Origin of the sequence: Neorhizobium sp. T6_25, assembly GCF_002968555.1 — a bacterium.
In the GTDB taxonomy this organism is placed as follows: Bacteria; Pseudomonadota; Alphaproteobacteria; order Rhizobiales; family Rhizobiaceae; genus Neorhizobium.
Genome location: NZ_PVBL01000004.1, coordinates 96,019 through 113,471, shown reverse-complemented (window position 1 = coordinate 113,471; position 17,453 = coordinate 96,019). Strand labels below are relative to the sequence as shown.

21 protein-coding genes are annotated in these 17,453 nt (G+C 62.0%); 8 read left to right on the top strand and 13 right to left on the bottom strand.

All coding sequences use genetic code 11. The annotated features are described in order from the left end of the window. Positions 1–38: 38 nt before the first annotated feature. On the bottom strand, positions 39–941 hold the full coding sequence (locus C5L10_RS06990) for an AraC family transcriptional regulator (RefSeq protein ID WP_105429051.1): 903 nt from the start codon (positions 939–941) through the stop codon (positions 39–41). Positions 942–1,151: 210 nt separating this feature from the next. Here C5L10_RS06990 and C5L10_RS33535 point away from each other — a divergent pair, with 210 nt between their 5' ends. Together C5L10_RS33535 and C5L10_RS06985 are read left to right on the top strand one after the other, a co-directional pair. Beyond that, positions 1,152–1,289, top strand: a complete 138-nt coding sequence (locus tag C5L10_RS33535; protein ID WP_172716934.1) for a hypothetical protein — start codon at positions 1,152–1,154, stop codon at positions 1,287–1,289. Then, positions 1,282–1,650, top strand: a complete 369-nt coding sequence (locus C5L10_RS06985) for an Atu4866 domain-containing protein (protein ID WP_105429050.1) — start codon at positions 1,282–1,284, stop codon at positions 1,648–1,650. Before C5L10_RS33535 ends, C5L10_RS06985 begins: the two co-directional genes overlap by 8 nt. Positions 1,651–1,666: 16 nt before the next feature. Here the strand turns inward: C5L10_RS06985 and C5L10_RS06980 are convergent, their stop codons facing one another. From C5L10_RS06980 to C5L10_RS06960, 5 genes are all read right to left on the bottom strand, one after another. Then, positions 1,667–1,867 (bottom strand): hypothetical protein, encoded by a 201-nt coding sequence (locus C5L10_RS06980; RefSeq protein WP_105429049.1) that lies wholly within the window; start codon positions 1,865–1,867, stop codon positions 1,667–1,669. Positions 1,868–1,885: 18 nt separating this feature from the next. After that, complete coding sequence (locus C5L10_RS06975) at positions 1,886–2,131, bottom strand: DUF2442 domain-containing protein (RefSeq protein ID WP_038544351.1); 246 nt, start codon at positions 2,129–2,131, stop codon at positions 1,886–1,888. Then, positions 2,112–2,357, bottom strand: a complete 246-nt coding sequence (locus tag C5L10_RS06970; RefSeq protein ID WP_038544349.1) for a DUF4160 domain-containing protein — start codon at positions 2,355–2,357, stop codon at positions 2,112–2,114. Before C5L10_RS06970 ends, C5L10_RS06975 begins: the two co-directional genes overlap by 20 nt. A gap of 79 nt (positions 2,358–2,436) precedes the next feature. Continuing rightward, positions 2,437–4,134 carry an adenine deaminase gene (gene ade / locus C5L10_RS06965; RefSeq protein WP_105429048.1) on the bottom strand — a complete coding sequence of 566 codons (1,698 nt, stop codon included), beginning with the start codon at positions 4,132–4,134 and terminating at the stop codon, positions 2,437–2,439. A gap of 81 nt (positions 4,135–4,215) precedes the next feature. Beyond that, a complete protein-coding gene (locus C5L10_RS06960) occupies positions 4,216–5,175 on the bottom strand; it encodes a threonine/serine dehydratase (RefSeq protein WP_105429047.1) in 960 nt (319 codons plus the stop codon). 100 nt (positions 5,176–5,275) lie between these two features. Here C5L10_RS06960 and C5L10_RS06955 point away from each other — a divergent pair, with 100 nt between their 5' ends. Beyond that, on the top strand, positions 5,276–5,737 hold the full coding sequence (locus C5L10_RS06955; RefSeq protein ID WP_105429046.1) for an Lrp/AsnC family transcriptional regulator: 462 nt from the start codon (positions 5,276–5,278) through the stop codon (positions 5,735–5,737). A gap of 81 nt (positions 5,738–5,818) precedes the next feature. Here C5L10_RS06955 and C5L10_RS06950 read toward each other — a convergent pair whose 3' ends face one another. After that, positions 5,819–6,925: a branched-chain amino acid ABC transporter substrate-binding protein gene (locus tag C5L10_RS06950; protein WP_105429045.1), complete on the bottom strand. Its 1,107-nt coding sequence runs from the start codon at positions 6,923–6,925 to the stop codon at positions 5,819–5,821. Positions 6,926–6,939: 14 nt separating this feature from the next. On the opposite strand from C5L10_RS06950, the gene C5L10_RS06945 reads away from it, so the two are divergent. Next, a complete protein-coding gene (locus tag C5L10_RS06945; protein ID WP_105429044.1) occupies positions 6,940–7,191 on the top strand; it encodes a hypothetical protein in 252 nt (83 codons plus the stop codon). Positions 7,192–7,202: 11 nt separating this feature from the next. Here the strand turns inward: C5L10_RS06945 and C5L10_RS06940 are convergent, their stop codons facing one another. Further along, positions 7,203–7,643 (bottom strand): MarR family winged helix-turn-helix transcriptional regulator, encoded by a 441-nt coding sequence (locus C5L10_RS06940; protein ID WP_105429043.1) that lies wholly within the window; start codon positions 7,641–7,643, stop codon positions 7,203–7,205. 275 nt (positions 7,644–7,918) lie between these two features. Here C5L10_RS06940 and C5L10_RS06935 point away from each other — a divergent pair, with 275 nt between their 5' ends. Both C5L10_RS06935 and C5L10_RS06930 read left to right on the top strand, forming a co-directional pair. Then, positions 7,919–8,758, top strand: a complete 840-nt coding sequence (locus tag C5L10_RS06935) for an alpha/beta fold hydrolase (RefSeq protein ID WP_105429042.1) — start codon at positions 7,919–7,921, stop codon at positions 8,756–8,758. A gap of 196 nt (positions 8,759–8,954) precedes the next feature. Beyond that, positions 8,955–9,935, top strand: a complete 981-nt coding sequence (locus C5L10_RS06930) for an energy transducer TonB (protein ID WP_105429041.1) — start codon at positions 8,955–8,957, stop codon at positions 9,933–9,935. A 76-nt stretch (positions 9,936–10,011) separates the two neighbouring features. On the opposite strand, the gene C5L10_RS06925 is transcribed toward C5L10_RS06930, so the two are convergent. Next, positions 10,012–11,340: an aspartate aminotransferase family protein gene (locus C5L10_RS06925; RefSeq protein WP_105429228.1), complete on the bottom strand. Its 1,329-nt coding sequence runs from the start codon at positions 11,338–11,340 to the stop codon at positions 10,012–10,014. 319 nt (positions 11,341–11,659) lie between these two features. On the opposite strand from C5L10_RS06925, the gene C5L10_RS06920 reads away from it, so the two are divergent. Both C5L10_RS06920 and C5L10_RS06915 read left to right on the top strand, forming a co-directional pair. Beyond that, positions 11,660–13,663: a GAF domain-containing protein gene (locus C5L10_RS06920; RefSeq protein WP_172716933.1), complete on the top strand. Its 2,004-nt coding sequence runs from the start codon at positions 11,660–11,662 to the stop codon at positions 13,661–13,663. A gap of 4 nt (positions 13,664–13,667) precedes the next feature. Then, positions 13,668–14,048 carry a response regulator gene (locus C5L10_RS06915; protein ID WP_046666572.1) on the top strand — a complete coding sequence of 127 codons (381 nt, stop codon included), beginning with the start codon at positions 13,668–13,670 and terminating at the stop codon, positions 14,046–14,048. A gap of 134 nt (positions 14,049–14,182) precedes the next feature. Here C5L10_RS06915 and C5L10_RS06910 read toward each other — a convergent pair whose 3' ends face one another. From C5L10_RS06910 to choW, 4 genes are all read right to left on the bottom strand, one after another. Then, on the bottom strand, positions 14,183–14,503 hold the full coding sequence (locus tag C5L10_RS06910; protein WP_037076453.1) for a helix-turn-helix transcriptional regulator: 321 nt from the start codon (positions 14,501–14,503) through the stop codon (positions 14,183–14,185). Positions 14,504–14,627: 124 nt separating this feature from the next. Continuing rightward, positions 14,628–15,377 (bottom strand): HugZ family protein, encoded by a 750-nt coding sequence (locus C5L10_RS06905; RefSeq protein WP_105429039.1) that lies wholly within the window; start codon positions 15,375–15,377, stop codon positions 14,628–14,630. Positions 15,378–15,473: 96 nt separating this feature from the next. Then, positions 15,474–16,541, bottom strand: a complete 1,068-nt coding sequence (choV, locus tag C5L10_RS06900; protein WP_105429038.1) for a choline ABC transporter ATP-binding protein — start codon at positions 16,539–16,541, stop codon at positions 15,474–15,476. Further along, positions 16,538–17,398, bottom strand: coding sequence for a choline ABC transporter permease subunit (choW, locus tag C5L10_RS06895; RefSeq protein WP_371411919.1), 861 nt, complete (start codon positions 17,396–17,398; stop codon positions 16,538–16,540). Before choW ends, choV begins: the two co-directional genes overlap by 4 nt. Positions 17,399–17,453 lie beyond the last annotated feature (55 nt).

The window sequence follows — 17,453 nt, the reverse complement described above, 5'->3', positions numbered from 1 at the left end:
TCGGTTGAATAATTTTCTGGAAGAGAGGTTAGGCCGGTTCAGGCCTCGGCGTAGCGGGCAGGTTCACTTCTGAGCCGGGTGATATCCTGGATCGGCGGGGCGCCGAACAGGCGGCGGTATTCGCGGCTGAACTGCGAGGGGCTGTCATAGCCGACCTGATGGGCGGCGGTGGCGGCATCCATGGCATTGCCGAGGATAAGCCGGCGGGCCTCCTGCAGGCGCAGCTGCTTCTGGTATTGCAGCGGGCTCATCGCCGTCACCTCGCGAAAATGCTGGTGCAGCGAGGACGTGCTCATGCGCGCTTCGATTGCCACCTGCTCGATCGAAAAGGGAGCGGAAAAGTTCTGGCGGATCCAGGATATCGCCCGGTTGACCTGCTGCAGCCGGTTTTCAGGCGTCAGGATCTGACGGATCATCTCGGCCTGATCGCCACGCAGCAGCCGGAACATCAGTTCGCGCTCGATCAGCGGTGCGAGATAGGCGATCTCGTCGGGCTTATCGAGAAGCTGGGCGAGGCGAAGTGCGGCATCCAGGAATTCCGGCGTGGTGTGACTGAGGCCGATGCATTTCTTGCGCATGGCCGGGACACCTGGTGCAGCCGGCATGTCCACCAGCATCTCGCTCAGCAGCTTCAGGTCGAGATCGAGGCGCAGGCAGAGATATGGCTCTTCCGGCGTCGCCTCGATGACCTGGCCGGTGACGGGCATGTCGACCGAGACGACCAGATACTGGCCGGGGCTGTAGCGAAAGATCTCGTCGGCCAGCATGACCTGTTTCGCCCCTTGGGCGATGATGCACACAGCCGGCTGATGGATGGCGTGCAGCGGCTCGGTCGGCTTCGACATGCGGATCACCGACAGGCGCGGGATCACTGTCTCGAACACGCCGTCGCTATCGGTGTTTTGTGCAATCAGCCGGGCAAGTTGATCGAGTTTTTCCATCTTGGGGCCTCGTTCGGAGGTACGGATACCATAAAACACAGGGTGTCAGCGGTTTGGTGTGGAGATCATATGGTGGCGCTGTTGGTCGTTTCAATGGAGCTTCGGAGGATTGTGCAATCATGCCGGAGGACTGGTCTACCGCTCGCCCGCTGCTTTCCGCCATATTCGGCTCGTCCGATCGAACCAGCCCGGACGCAAATGGAGACGGTGATGAGCAATTTTCAGCGCTTACTTGAAAGTCCCTTCCATTGGGCCGCCGATTTTGCCGGCGGCTTCCTCAAACACTCCCGTGGCACGGAAAGACGCCGCCGCGAACGGATGCTCAGGAGGGAATATCTCAATGGCTGAACGGTTTTTTCGCGCCCCTTCGGGTTTCCGAGCCCCGCTCGCGTTTGCCGCCTTTGCCGCGGCTTTCGCCTTCATCGCAACGTTTACGGCGCTTGCACACGACATCACGGAACAGGAGAAGACCATGGCTGAACATCCATACGCCGGAATGTGGGTGACCGAGGACAACCACATCCGCCACGAGTTGCTGCCGAACGGCCGCTATGTGGAAGCGCGCGGCACCCGCGAAAAGGCCTATGAGGGCCGCTACTGGGTGACCGGCGACCATATCGACTACAAGGACGACACCGGTTTCACCGCCGACGGGGATTTTCGCGATGGCGTGCTTTATCATGCGGGGATGGTGTTGAGGCGGCGGTGAGCGGAGGCGGCGCCCATCAAAGCGACCTTGTCTTTCCCGCACGGAATTCGGTCAAGGCATTCTCTGTGAGACGGTCGAATTCGCTTTCCGCATCGTCTTTCTCGATCTGGCGATCCCAGCGTTCAGCCTGAAATTCTTCGAACCAGAGCGAGAATGCTTCCAGCTCTTGTCGGTCCAGTTGGGCAACGGCTTTCTCGATCTGCTCCAGCTTGCTCATGGACGATCCTAACAGGATTTATGCGGCAGGACGTTTCACCGTCCTATCGCCGCGCCCTTCCAGAAGGCCGGCGATGGAGATGTCTTCGTCGAGATCATCCCAGTGAATGCCACCCGGGCTCAGTTCGAATTTTTGGCGATCGGCCGGCTTCGCAAGAAGCAGACGAGGAAACCAGGCAAGCGGCACGCCCAATGTGCGGCCGTCGTTGAGCGAGACCCACATGGTGTCGTCGTCGAATTTCACCTCAGTTGCCGAAATGCTCATGCCATGCCCGCTTGATCAGAGAACGATTGTCGATGACGAGCCGGATAATAGCAGACAGGTCACGGCTGTTGAAGCCGTCGCTTTCCGCCACTCCTATGGTCGGCTCCAACCAGATCTTCGCATTTGCGCCACCGCCCCGGACGTGAATATGTACGGGCTCCCGCGGGTCGCCTTCATTGGAATAGAAATAGAATTTCAGGGCGCCAGAACGGAAGACGATGGGCATTGGGTCCTCTTTCAACCAATTTTCTTGAGGACAGAATAATTCGCCAATGGTTGTTACCACCAACGCGTGGCCTTCAAGGTCACCCGATCAGCGCAAACCTATCGACATCCACCATGCCCTTGTCGGAAATCTTCAGGTGGGGAATGACGGGCAACGGCAGGAAGGCGACCTGGAGGAAGGGTTCCTGGAGGGTGGTGCCGAGCGCGTAGGCGGCCTGGCGGAGGTGGTGGAGGGTATCGCGCACCACTTCATAGGGTTCGAGGCTCATCAGGCCCGCGATGGGCAGGGCGATTTCCCCGGTGACCTTGCCGTCCTCGACCACCACGAAGCCGCCGTGGATTTCGCCGAGCCGGTTGGCGGCCATTGCCATGTCGTCCTCGCTGACGCCGACGACGCAGATGTTGTGGCTGTCATGCCCGACCGTCGAGGCGATCGCCCCTTTCTTCAATCCGAAACCCTGAACGAAACCATTGGCATGGTTGCCATTCTTGCCATGCCGCTCGATAACCGCGACCTTGATGATGTCGCGGTCGAGATCGACGCCTTCCTGGTTGCCCGCCGACGGCAGGCGGTAGCGGCGGTGTTCGGTGATGATCTTGCCTGGCATCACGCCGATAACCGGAGTTTCGTCCTCCGTGAAGGGCACGCCGAAATGCATCGCCTGCACCGGGCGTGCCCTGACGCTGTCGAGCCCGACCGGCGCAACGGGCTTGCGGGTGGCGAAGAGTTCGTCGGTGACCTTGCGGCCGGCGGAAAAGACCATCTCGGCCTTGCAGTTTCCGAGACTGTCGACGACGACGAGATCGGCCCGCCAGCCGGGGGCGACGAGGCCGCGGTCGCGCAGGGCGAAGGCGCGGGCGGCGGAGATCGAAGCGGCGCGGTACACCGCGAGCGGTTCGACGCCATGGGCGATCGCGGTGCGGATCATGTAGTCGAGATGGCCCTGTTCGGTGATGTCGAGCGGGTTGCGATCGTCGGTGCAGAGCGCGAGATAGGGTGAGAGCCGCTCGGTGAGGAGGGGCATCAGGGCGTGCAGGTCTTTCGAGACCGAGCCTTCGCGCACCAGGATATGCATGCCCTTGCGGATCTTTTCGAGCGCCTCCTCGGCGGTCGTGCATTCGTGCTCGGTGCGGATGCCGGCTGCGAGATAGCCGTTCAGGTCGTTGCCGCGCAGCAGCGGCGCGTGGCCGTCGATATGGTCGCCGTAGAAGGCCTCGAGCTTGGCGAGGCAGATCGGGTCCTTATAAATGACGCCCGGGAAGTTCATGAACTCGGCAAGGCCGATGACCTTCGGGTGATCGCGGAAGGGCAGCAGCTTTTCGATCGGCAGATCGGCGCCGGCCGTCTCCAGATGGGTGGCCGGCACGCAGGAGGAAAGCTGGACGCGGATGTCCATGATCGTTTCCAGCGAGGAATCCAGGAAAAATTGAATGCCCTCGGTGCCGAGCACGTTGGCGATCTCGTGGGGATCGCAGATCGCCGTCGTCACCCCATAGGGCAGGACACAGCGGTCGAACTCGTGCGGCGTCACCAGCGAGCTCTCGATGTGGAGATGGGTGTCGATGAAGCCCGGGACGACGATCTTGCCGGAAATGTCGATTTCAGTCTTGCCGGTATAGTCGCCGCAGGTGCCGACGATACGGTCACCGCAGATGGCGATGTCGGAGGCGATGAGCTCGCCGGTGACGAGATCGAAGAACTTTCCGCCCTTCAACACGATATCGGCGGGTTCGCGGCCGGTACCCTGGTCGATGAGGGTTTCGAGACGGGTGGTCATGGCGGGCTCCTCGCTGAATCGGTCGCCTAACCTACCCGTTCCATGAGGAAACGGGGAGAGGCGACCGATGCAAGCGGGACGTCATGCGATATCCGTGCGGACATTGCCGCCGCAGAGGACGGTGGCGACGGTTCGGCCTTTGAGGTTCGCGCCGTTTTCCAAGAGACCGGCAATGCCGGCGGCGCCGGCATCCTCGACGACGAGGCCGTAATGGATGCGGCAGAATTCCCGCGCCTCGCGGATGGCCGCTTCGCTCGCTTCCCAGACTTCGTCGACAGTCGTCCTCATGCAATCCAGTGCATAGGGAACGCACTCTCGAACCGCGATGCCATCGGCTGCGGTTGCTGCGGTCTCCGTGGAGACGAGCCGGCCGGTTTCATGAGATTGCTTCATGGCGGGCGCATTGGCGGCGACCACTCCGATGACCTTGCAGTTCGGTGCCTTGGCGCGGATCCAGGTGCCGATCCCGGTCAGCAGCGCGCCATTGCCGAGCGGCACGAGGATGGCGTCGAGTTCGACGGCTTGGCGGGAAAGGCGCTCGGTGATCTCCAGCGCGATCGTGCCTGCCCCTTCGGCGATACTCCGCAGTGCGCCGTCTTCGACAAAGGGGCAGCCATTCGCTTGCGCATAGGCACGTGCCGCGGCCTTGGCGGCGTCGAAATCACTGCCTTCCAGCCGCACGTCGGCGCCGAGCCGGCGCATCGCCTCGATCTTGCCGGGATTGGCCGTGGTGGCGGAAAAGATCACCACCTTGCGTCCGCGCGCCCGGCCGGCATAGGCGAGCCCCTGGCCGAAATTGCCGGCGGAGGCGGAGACGACGGGGTGGTCGCCAGCCGGTTCGTTCTGCATCCACCAGTCGGTGCCGCGTCCCTTGAAGGATCGGATCGGATTGAGCGTCTCCACCTTGGCAAGGAGGCGAAGGCCGAGAGCCGTATTGGTCGTCTGCTGCTCGATCAACGGGCTGTTGGTAAAGACGGGGTCGATGCTTTTCGACGCAGCGAGAATACCGTTGACGGAAGGGTGTGGCTGGTTCTGTGTCATAGCGTTAAAATGCCAAACGAAAAGCCGGCAGAATTCCTGAAGTTGTGGTTATGATCAGGAATATCTCCCGGAATTTGCTTTGAAGCCGGGAAATTTTCTCATGGCACTGAGGAAAGCCGATCGCCAAATCCTCAAGCTCATGCAGCGGGATGCGACCATCACCTTGAACGAGCTTGCCGAGCGTGTGGGCCTTTCGCCGTCCTCGGCGCAACGGCGGCTGCAGAAGCTTCGGGAGGACAAGGTGATCCTACGGGACGTTTCGGTCGTCGATCCGAAAAAGGTGGGCATGGCCGTTTCCATGCTGGTCGAGGTGGAACTGGAGCGCGACCGGCCGGAGCTCATGCCGCCTTTGCTGCGCTGGGTGGCGGATACGCCGGAGGTGCAGGAGGCCTGGGGGACATCGGGCAGGGGCGATTTCACGCTGGTGATCCTGGTCCAGTCCGTCGAGCATTTCGATGTGCTGGCGGACCGGATGATGGAGATGAACCCGAATATCCGCAAATTCACGACGAGCGTCGTGCTGAAGACGCTGAAGCGGACGCTGGCGGTGCATGTCGAGTGAGGAAGCTGGCCATCTGCGAACGGCGGCTCAAAAGCAAACGGGCGCCCGAAGGCGCCCGCCGATCATGCGATTTGAAAGATGTCACTCGGCGGCGACGATCTTGCCGTCTTCCCATTTGAACAGGGAAAAACTCTGCGAGGTCAGGTCGCCCGTCTTGCCATAGGTGAGCTTGCCGATGGCGGTGGCGATCGGTTCGCCGGACTTGATGGCCGCGGCCACCGCTTCCGTATCCTCGGCGCTCTTTGCCTTTTCGATGCCGGCCTTGATCACTTCGACGGCGGCATAGGCGTTCAGCGTGAAGGCTTCGGCGGGGATCTTGCGGGCGGCGAGCGCTTCGGCTGCAGCCTTGGAATCGGGGCTCTTGGTGGCGTCGGAGGCGTTGGTGAAGACGGTGCCGGCCGCAGCCTTGGTGCCGATGTTCCAGAACTCGCTGTTCGACAGGCCGTCGCCGCCGATGATCGTCGCCTTGACGCCGAGATCGGCGAGCTGGCGGGCGAGCAGGCCGCCTTCCGGATGGTAACCGCCGAAATAGATCACGTCGACATTCTGCGACTTCAGGCGGGTCGTCAGCGCGCTGAAATCCTTGTCGCCCGGCGTGACTGCGTCGTCGAGCACTTCCTTGACGCCGCCGGCGTTCAGCGCTGCCTTGAAGGCGTCGGCGAGGCCTTTGCCATAGGCGCCCTTGTCGTTGATGATCGCGACTTTCTTGTCCTTGAAGGCCTTCAGGACGTAATTGGCGGCAACCACGGCCTGCTGGTCGTCGCGGCCGCAGGTGCGGAACACGTTGGTGAGGCCGCGGTTGGTCAGGGCCGGGGTGGTCGCGGTCGGGGTGACCATCAGCACGCCGTTTTCGGCAAGCGCATCGGAAGCCGGCATGGCGACGCCTGACGTCACCGGGCCGACCACGAAACGGATGCCTTCGCCGACCAGCTGGTTGGCGGCGGAAACGCCCTGCTTGGGTTCTGCTGCATCGTCGGCCGCCTTCAGAACGACCTTTTCGCCGAGAATGCCGCCCTTCTTGTTGATTTCCGCAATGGCGGTTTCGGCGCCGTTCTTGACCTGGTCACCATAGGCCGCGATCGGGCCGGTGAGCGGGGCGATCAGGCCGATGACGATCTCGGCCTGGGCAAGCGGAGCGAAAGTCAGGGAGGCGAGTGCCGTTGCCCCGAGAAGCATCTTGAGGTTCATCTTGGTCTCCTTGGATGGGGCTTCAACCCCGCGGTGAACGCCGCATCCTACCTTCCGTCTTCGATATCGCGCCGGGCGCGGTCGTGCCAAGGACGGAAAGCGATGCGGTCGATACCGTGCCGAGCCATTTTTGGCTTTCGGCGGTCGGCAGCCAATTCTGTATGAATTTCGTCGGGATTCCGCAAGAAGATAACAAAACGGGATGGATTTTTGTGATTTTCACCCAGGAATGCGCCAAAATTCCGGATCTCGCCCAGATTCAGTGACGTTTGCGAAACTAGGCCTTGCGCTCCAGAGCGCCGAGGAAGGTGCGGACCTGACGGTTGAAAGCCAGGAATTCCTTCGGCGGCATGCCGGACCGTTCGATCAGCGTTTCGCCGAGGCATGTGCTTTTCGCGATCAGGGCGCGGCCGGCGTCGGTCAACCAGACATACACCTGGCGCTCGTCGGTCTTGCTGCGGCGGCGCTCCAGCAGTCCGGCCTGTTCGAGCCGCTTTACGGGCGGGGTGATGGTGCTCGATTCCAGGCCCAGTCTTTCCGCGATCGTGCCGATCGTCGAGCCGTCCTGTTCGCCGAGCACGCTCAGGACGAGGTATTGCGGATAGGTGATGCCCATGTCGTCGAGCATCGGCTTGTAGGCGCGATTGATGGCGATATGGGCCGCATAGAGCGAAAAGCAGAGCTGCTCGTCGAGCGGCGGAAGGGGGGAGGCGGGCATGCTTGCTCCGGTGCTGTTCCAGGTTCTTCCCGACATATAGCACAATTTTGATATCGCGATAAATATTTTTGTAGACACGATCGAAGAATGCCGCTACCCATATACTTATCGCGATAACAAATATCGAGGTATGGAGATCGCGATAATCCGAAGGGTGCGGTTCAAAGGAACGACACGCAACGGTACTATGAATGTCTGGTCGGCCATTTTTATTGCCGCGCCCGCCATTCATGTCGCAGTCATTGAAAAATCAGTTTCGAAAGGACACGAGAACCATGACCAGCAATTTCATCACCACCAAGGACGGTACGCAGATATTTTACAAGGACTGGGGTTCCAAGGACGCCCAGCCGGTCGTCTTCCATCACGGCTGGCCGCTCTCGGCCGACGACTGGGACGCGCAGATGCTGTTTTTCCTGCACCAGGGTTTTCGCGTCATCGCCCATGACCGCCGCGGCCATGGGCGATCGACCCAGACCGAAACCGGCAACGAAATGAATACCTATGCGGCCGATGTTGCCGAGCTTGCCGCCCATCTTGATCTGAAAAACGCCATCCATGTCGGCCATTCGACCGGCGGCGGCGAAGTTGCCCGCTACGTTGCCCAGTATGGCGGCGGTGGCCGGGTGGCCAAGGCGGTGCTGATGGGCGCCGTGCCGCCGATCATGCTGAAGACGGACAACAATCCGGGCGGCCTGCCTCTCGAAGTCTTCGACGGTTTTCGCGCAGCGCTTGCCGCCAACCGCGCCCAGTTCTTCCGCGACGTTCCGGCCGGCCCGTTCTACGGCTTCAACCGGGAAGGCGCGACCGTTTCGGAAGGCGTCATCGCCAATTGGTGGCGGCAGGGGATGATGGGCGGCACCAAGGCTCATTACGATTGCATCAAGGCATTTTCGGAAACCGACTTCACCGAAGACCTGAAGGCGATCGACGTGCCGGTTCTCGTCATGCATGGCGACGACGACCAGATCGTCCCGATCGCCGACTCGGCCCTGCTTGCGGTCAAGCTTCTCAAGAACGGTACGCTGAAGGTCTATGAAGGTTTTCCGCACGGCATGGCGACCACGCATGCGAACGTGATCAATGCGGATCTTCTGGCTTTCTTCAAGGCCTGAGGCCGTAGGCCGGACGATCTGCCGGCATGCAACCTAGAAGGCGGCCCTCGGGCCGCCTTTCCCGCATATGGGAACCGGGCAATAGTTTCGGACGGCGGACCTTGCGAGGCTTGAAGCGATGCGTCACGACCCTAGCTCTTGGACTGTCTTCGGCGGCCAGGCCTGCCTGCGGCCGGCCATGGGATGGGGGTGGTTCGTGCGTCTTTTTCTTGCTTGTCTGCTTTGGGTACTGTCTGCGGCAGCTGGCGCTTACGCGGCCCAGCCGGCTCCCGATGAGGAACTGCCTTTCGAGGCGCAGATCCAACGCTGCTGGTCCACGCCGACGGGCGCCGACACGCCGGCGACTATTGCTTTCAAACTGAAGCCAGACGGCAGCCTCGATGGGGATGCGGTGATCAAAAGCCGGGGTGAGGGGCCTCTCAACGAGGCCTTCGCTCAATCGGCTCTCAGGGCGGTGCGGAGATGCAGTCCCTACAAGGTCGATGGCGAGCTGGAATTCGAGACGACGTTCCATCCCGATCCGACCAGAGCCCTACCGGATGCAAATGCAAAACGGCTGAGGGACGAACAGACAGCCAAGGATTTCGAGAAGGACGATCCGCGCGTGCGGGTTTTCGATTTCGGCCCCGTGAAGGTCGGCATGAGGGTGCCGGAAGGGTTTTGCGCGATTGATCCGAAGCGCGGCGGCTATCATGAAAAAGTTTGGAAGTCATTGACCCCGCCGCCGAAACGGGCTGCTGAACTGCAGTCGCTGGATATCGATTGCGAGTCGCTGAAGACGTCCGAGGCCGGCCGGGAGACCCGGCCCAAGCATGTCTTCTCGGTCATGCGATTCTATAGCGGCAAGGAGCCTCTTCCCGAAAACCTGGCCTCTTACCTTGACTTCCTCCAAAAGCGCTACGAGAAAAGCAGGCCACTCACGCCACGGTTCTGGCAGGATCCGCCGGTGGAGGGAACGCCATTTTTCGGACGCGACAAGCGTGCCGTCTATCTGGGACAGCGGGCATTGCGGGAACGGGGAAAGATCGCCGTTTCAGGCGTCAGTGCTTATACGATGGTGGAAAAGATGCCGATGCTGATCAACTACTTCGCGGCCGACGGCTCCGACCTTGCCGCCGAGCGCCAATCGGCGATAGCCGGAATCATCGCGGACATGCGGGTCGTGTGGGCTGATTGAGGCCCATGTCTGGCACGGTAATGACAAAAGAAAAAGGCGGCGTCCCGGCCGCCTTTTCCGGGTCGAGATGTAAGCCTCAGATATTGCTCGTCAGGATCTCGCGCAGCTTTCCAAAAATCTCGTCGATATGGTGCTTTTCGACGATCAGCGGCGGGGACATGGCGATCGTGTCGCCGGTGGTGCGGATCAGCAGGCCGTTTTCATAGGCCTTCAGGAAGGCCGTGAAGGCGCGCTTGGTGGGTTCGCCGGCAATCGGGTCGAGCTCGATCGCGCCGATCAGGCCGAGGTTGCGGATATCGATGACGTTCGGCAGATCCTTCAACGAATGCAGGCCCGCTTCCCAATAGGGGGCGATGTCGCGGGCGCGGTCGAACAGGCCTTCTTCCTTGTAGGTTTCGAGCGTCGCAAGGCCGGCAGCAGAGGCGATCGGGTTGCCGGAATAGGTATAGCCGTGCATGAACTCGATCATGTGCTCAGGGCCGGTCATGAACGCGTCGTGGATCTCGGAGGTGACGAAGACGGCACCCATCGGGATCACGCCGTTGGTGAGGCCCTTGGCGGTGGTGATGATGTCCGGCTTGACGTCGAAATACTGGGCAGCGAACGGCGCGCCGAGGCGGCCGAAACCGGTGATGACTTCGTCGAAGATCAGCAGGATGCCGTGCTTGGTGCAGATCTCGCGCAGCTTCTGCAGATAACCCTTCGGCGGGATAAGCACGCCGGTGGAGCCGGCGACCGGCTCGACGATGACGGCGGCGACGGTCGAAGCGTCATGCAGGGTGACGATGCGCTCGAGTTCGGTGGCGAGATCGCCGCCATGCTCCGGCTCGCCCTTGGTGAAGGCGTTCTTGCCCGGCAGGTGGGTATGCGGCAGGTGGTCGACGCCGGTCAAAAGCGTGCCGAACATCTTTCGGTTGGAGACGATGCCGCCGACCGAGATGCCGCCGAAATTGACGCCGTGATAACCGCGCTCGCGGCCGATCAGGCGGAACCGCGAGCCGTTGCCCTTCACGCGGTGGTAGGCGAGCGCCACCTTCAGCGCCGTCTCGACCGATTCCGAGCCGGAATTGGTGTAGAGAACGTGGTTCATGCCTTCAGGGGCGATATCGACCAGACGATTGGCGAGTTCGAAAGCCTTGGGGTGGCCCAGCTGGAAGGCGGGAGCATAATCCAGCTCGCCGGCCTGCTCGCGGATCGCTTCGGTGATCTTCGGGCGGCAGTGGCCGGCATTGACGCACCAGAGGCCGGCGGTGGCATCGAGCACCTGGCGGCCGTCATGGGTCGTGTAGTGCATATCCTTGGCGGCGACGAAGAGGCGGGGTTCCTGTTTGAACTGGCGGTTTGCCGTAAACGGCATCCAGAAAGCCCGAAGATCGTTGGGCGTGGTATTCAGGCGGTTGGACATGACATTCTCCATGGCCATTCGGTTTCTTCGGGTGGCCATTTCCCGGTCGGCGTCATTGCACCAAGTTTTGAATGCATGGTCAAATTATCAGGGGGATCGGAGGCGTCAACCGCCTTCGAACAGAGGGCCGCTGCGAATTCCTGCGTTGGAGCGAAATCGATTCGGGCTGGCGTTGCTGGGTGGGGCGATCGGTACGGATTTCGATAAAGGCTCAAGATTTCAACGCGGTTTCCGCCGGTCGTGAAATTTGATTGCGCCTCTCTGGTCTTTTGGCGAAAGCTGCCAATATCGCGTTAAACTTCAATTCCGAGACCCCTCATTGGCTGATCCCGATCCTAACGAAGACATGCATATCGAGCGGCTGGAAGCGCTCGATGCCTATAACATCATGGACACCGAGCCGGAGCCGGAGTTCGACGATATCGTGCTTGTCGCGTCCACGCTCTGCGGCACGCCCGTGGCGCTCGTCAGCCTGGTCGAGAGGGACCGGCAATGGTTCAAGGCGCGCGTCGGGTTCGAGGCATGCGAGACGCCGATCGAGCAGTCGGTCTGCGCCCATGCGCTCGGCAGTTCCGATGTGCTGGTCATCCGCGACCTGCAGCTCGACCAGCGCACCCGCGCCAATACGCTCGTCACCGGCGAGCCGCATATCCGCTTCTACGCCGGCGCGCCGCTGATCACGCCGGACGAGGTGGTGATCGGCACTCTTTGTGTCATCGACGTGCAGCCTCGGCCGCAGGGGCTCGACGAGGGGCAGAAGGCGGCGCTGCAGGCGCTTGCGCGGCAGGTCGTCGCCCTTCTCGAAATGCGCCGCATCTCGCAGCGCAAGGACGACCTGTTCCGGCGCCAGAAGACCATCAGCGCCAATATCCGCTCCAGCGTCAATGCGAGCCTCGCGGCCCAGGAGGCGGGAAGGATCGGCACATTCGAAATCGATATCGCCACCTCGATGACGCGGGTCTCGCGGGAGTTCTGCCGGATCTTCCACGTGCCCATCGCCGAGACCTATCCGACGCGGATCTTCGAGGACATGGTACTGCCGCAGGACAAGGGCCTGCAGTCCGACGATATCTCCCGGCAGCAGGGGGATGCGCCGCTCGACGTCGAATATCGCATTCGCGTGCCCGGATACGGCGTGCGCTGGATCGCGCGCAATGCCAGCTTCCGCCATGACGAGGCGGGTCGGCCGGTCAAGATGATCGGCACGGTCAGGGACGTGACCGCTGCCAAACGGGAGGCCGCCCGGGTGCAGGCCCTGCTCGATGTCGGCGACAGGCTGCGCGACCTCAGCGACATGGAATCGATGGCGATCGCCGCCGGAGACCTGATGGCCAAAGCGCTCGATGCGACGCGTGCCGGTTTCGGCATCGTCAACGCGGCGGACGAGACGGTGTCGGTGCCGCCCGAATGGTGCGCCCCCGGCGTCAAGAGCCTTGCCGGGCTTCACCACTTCAGGGACTACGGGTCTTTTGTCGACGACCTGAAGCGCGGCGAGGCCGTTGTCATCGCCGACGTTGCCACCGACCCGCGCACCCGCGACCACGCGCCGGCGCTTCTTGCGCTTGGCATCCGCGTGCTCGTCAACGTGCCGATCTTCGAACTCGGGCGCTTTAGGCTCGTCGCCTTCATCCATCACGACCAGCCTTATCCCTGGATCGAGGAGGAGATTTCCTTCGTCCGCAGCTTCGGCAACCGCATCCAGATCGCGATGTCGCGGGTTCAGGCCGATTTGGAGCAGCAGATGCTCAACAGGGAAATGAGCCATCGCCTGAAGAATACGCTGTCGATGGTGCAGGCGATCGCCACCCAGACGCTCCGGCCGGTGGCGGAGCGGGGCCTCGTGGAGGCCTTCGAAAAGCGCCTGCATGCGCTCAGCACCGCCCATGACATCCTGTTCGAGCAGAACTGGACGAGCGCCTCGGTCTACGCGGTCGTCGACCGGACGATGAACGGGATCGGCATGCGTGACCGGATCGACGCGCAGGGTCCCAACGTGCGGTTCGGGCCGAAAGGCTCGCTTTCGCTTTCCCTGCTCCTGCACGAGTTGACGACGAATGCGGTGAAATACGGGGCGCTCTCCAACGATAGGGGGCGGGTGGCGATCGACTGGCGCATCGAAGGCACCGGAGACGGCGCGATCTTCTACCTCTCCTGGCGGGAAACCGGCGGGCCGCCTCCGCGCGAGCCGGAGCGCAAGGGGTTCGGCTCCAAGCTTATTCGGATGGGTTTGATCGGAACCGGCGGTGTGCTCGTTAGTTATGATCATCCGGGGTTCAGCGCTGAGATGACAGCTGTGCTCCTTCAGCTAGCACAGGCAGACTGACCGGATGGGACAATCCACACCGCCAACAAAGCAGGCTGTCCTCGTGGTCGAGGACGAGCCCCTTTTGCGCATGATGGCAATGGACCTGGTGGAGGACGCAGGTTTCCAGGCGGTCGAGGCGGCCGATGCCGACGAGGCGGTGACGATCCTTGAAACACGCACCGATATCCGCATCGTCTTTACCGATATCGACATGCCCGGCAGCATGAACGGCATGAAGCTGGCGGCTGCCGTGCGCGACCGCTGGCCGCCGATCGAGATCATCATCGTGTCGGGGCAGGTCCGCCTGAGCGAGGGCGATCTGCCGGAGCGCAGCGTGTTCTTTTCCAAACCCTACGACTGGCAGAAAGTGACCGCCACGCTGCATCGCATGGCCAGGCACTGATGCGTAAATGCCCGGACTAGCCCTTGCAGGCTCGATACCCGGTCGGCCGGCTTGGCATAGAAATGCCCCAGCCCCCGACCGTCATGGCGGGGGCTGGGGCAGGGCAGCGTGACGTCATGTCAGCGCTGTCATTCTCACGCGGCTGCTGATTTCTTCTGTACCGGAGCGCAGTAGATTTCTTCCAGGGTCTCGAGGACCTTGATCACCGATTCCGACGAACTGGAATAATAGATGGTCTGCGCATCGCGGCGGGTCTTCACCAGCTTCTGGGCCCGCAGCTTGGAAAGGTGCTGGGACAGTGCTGATTGGCTGAGGCCTACTTGCGACGCAAGCGCACCCACGGCGACTTCGCCCTTCACCAGGCAGCACAGGATCATCAACCGTTTCGGGTTGGCCATGGCAGACAGCAGGCCTGCGGCTGCGTTGGAATGCTCAGAAAGTGCCATCGTATCCATATGTCTTAAATTCCCCTCGTATTCTAAAGCGGTCCCCCCGCTCCAAAATTCGGCCCATCGTCTTATGGGTGAAAATTAACAAGGAGCAAAAGGGATTGTATATCCCTAAATTTCAGGTAACCAACTATCGTATGTTAGCGATCTCAAAAACATAATCAAGAACGGCTTGCGGAGACTCCGCAAGAAGGTCGAATTCGTGCCTGAGTTGAAAATCTCCCGCAATAAGGTCGATTCCAGCCCGGTCAACCCCTCCGAAGCGCCAGTTTTTCCCGTTTTCCGTGCCGAGACGAGCGGCAATTTTTTTCGCCTGCTCCGGCATATTTTTTAACTTCTCTTGCAGGTCCAGCCATTCCGTTGTCGTCCCCGGCTCGGGAATCACCAGGTCCGATCCGGTCAGCATGTATGCACGACCGAATCCTCCGTTCAAGGACGCTCCCTGCGGAGTGATTCGGAAAAACCGGAAATCACCGAAATCTGCATACAATGCGGCCTTGGGATGGCGATCCAGAAAACGCTGGCGCACGCGCGCATGTTCGGGCGTATCACGCACGACGCCCTCGGCAAGGCACTGGACGGTGATCCGGGGATGGGCGAGCGGATCGCCCTTGCCGGGCTCGCCGGCCAGAAGCGAGCAGCGCGGATCGGCGACCAGGCCCTTCGTATGGCCGGAGAGGCTTGAGACGAGGATGACAGGCACGCCGTCGACATCGGTGCCGGTGAGCGCGCGGCTGGCGGAGGGGAAACCGGTCTCCGGATCGAGGACCGCCAGCGCCATGTAACGGGCGCCGCGCACCAGCGTGCGGGCAAGCCGGCGGGCGTCATCATCCGTATCTCGCAGCACCTGCGGCTTGTCGGTCTGCTGTTCGTCGGCCAATTCGTCGATCTCCTGTTCGTCCGCCGCGAGGCGACCGCATTCGGCGTCGGCATAGCATCCGGCGCGGCGAAACGAAAGGTGACCTGACGTCTCCGCTTATGGGGCGTCGCGGCGGCGATGGCGGGTCAGGCCGGCAATCACGTCATCGGAGGAAATGCTGCCGATGATCGTGCCGTTGTCGACCACCCCGATGGCGCCCGGCTGGCGCGACAGCGCATCCAGGATATCGACGAGCGGCGTCGTCGGCAGCGCGGTGGCGGAGACGGCCGTGGCGCCTGCCACGGGGCTTACTCCGGCCCGCATCACGTCGCCGGCGGTCAGCATGCTGATCGGGTTGAGGTGCTGCACGAAATCGGCGACGTATTGGTCGGCAGGCGCACGGACGATCTCCTGCGGCGTTCCGCACTGGATGATGTGCCCGCCCTCCATGATGGCGATTCGGTTGCCGATCCGGAAGGCTTCGTCGAGATCGTGGCTGACGAAGAGGATGGTCTTCTTCAGCCGCCGTTGGAATTCGAGAAGCTCGTCCTGTAGCCGGGTTCTGATCAACGGATCGAGCGCCGAGAAGGGCTCGTCCATCAACAGGATCGGTGCACCGGTGGCAAAGGCGCGGGCAAGGCCGACGCGCTGCTGCATGCCGCCGGAGAGTTCGCCGACCTTGCGGCCTGCCCATTTCGTCAGGTTGACCAGTTCGAGCTGTTCGTCGACCCGCTTGGTTCGCTCCGCATCCGGAACGCCGGCGAGCTCGAGGCCGAAGCCGACATTTTCCGCGACCGTGCGCCAGGGGAGGAGCCCGAACTGCTGGAAGACCATCGAGACGGTGTGCATGCGCAGGTCGCGCAGCACTTTCGGGTTCGACTTGTAGGGATCGACCGGACCTGAGGGGGTTGCGACGCTGACATTGCCGCGCACCACGGGGGCGAGCCCGTTGACGGCGCGCAGCAGCGTCGACTTACCCGAACCGGACAGGCCCATCAGCACGAGGATTTCGCCCTCGTGGATGGTGAGCGAGGCATTGGCGACGCCCAGGACGATGCCGGTCGCGGCACTGATCTCGTCGCGGGTCTTGCCTTGGTCGAGCATGGCCAGCGCCCGTTCCGGCTTGTCGCCGAAGACGATGTCGACATTGTCGAAGACGACGCAATCCGTTGTCTGGGCTGTCATTGGCCGTCTCCCGTCGATGTGCGGAACATGCGGTCGAGGATGATCGCCAGGATGACGATGCAGAGACCGGAATCGAAGCCGCGGGCGACGTTCACGGTATTCAGGGCCCGGAGCACCGGCACGCCGAGGCCGTTGGCGCCGACCAGCGCCGCGATGACGACCATCGACAGCGACAGCATGATCGTCTGGGTGAGGCCGGCCATGATCTGCGGCATGGCAAAGGGCAGTTCCACCTTGCGCAGGATCTGCGACGGAGTGGCGCCGAAGGCGACGGCCGCTTCCCTAAGCGAACTCGGGGTCGAGACGATGCCGAGGCGCGTGAGGCGGATCGGCGCCGGGATCGCGAAGATGACGGTGGCGATCAGGCCCGGAACCATGCCGAGGCCGAAGAGGATCAGCGCCGGGATAAGGTAGACGAAGCTCGGCAGCGTCTGCATCAGGTCGAGGACCGGCCGCATGGCCTCGTAAAACCATTGGCGGCGGGCAGCGGCAATGCCGAGCGGCACGCCGACCACCATGCTGACGGCCGTCGAGGCGAGCACCAGCGCCAGGGTTTCGGTGGTTTCCTTCCAGTAGCCCTGGTTGAAGATCAGGAGCAAGCCGCAGAAGGTGAAGGCTGCCAGGACGAGGGAACGGCGCAGCCACCAGGAAAGCCCGGTCATGGCGGCCATGACGATCAGCGGATGCGGCGTCGTCAGACACCACAAAAGGCAGTTGATCACTCCCAGGAGAACGGAAGAAAGCCAGTCGAAGAACCAGTCGGCATTCGCCGTCAACCAGTCAACGACCGCCTTCGCCCAGGAACCTATAGGTATTCGATGATCTGCGATCCAATCCACGAGAAAACTGCCGTCCATAGGGAGAGAAAGGGCGGGCTCCGGGGCAGGCGATCCGCCGCCCCGGAAACATTTT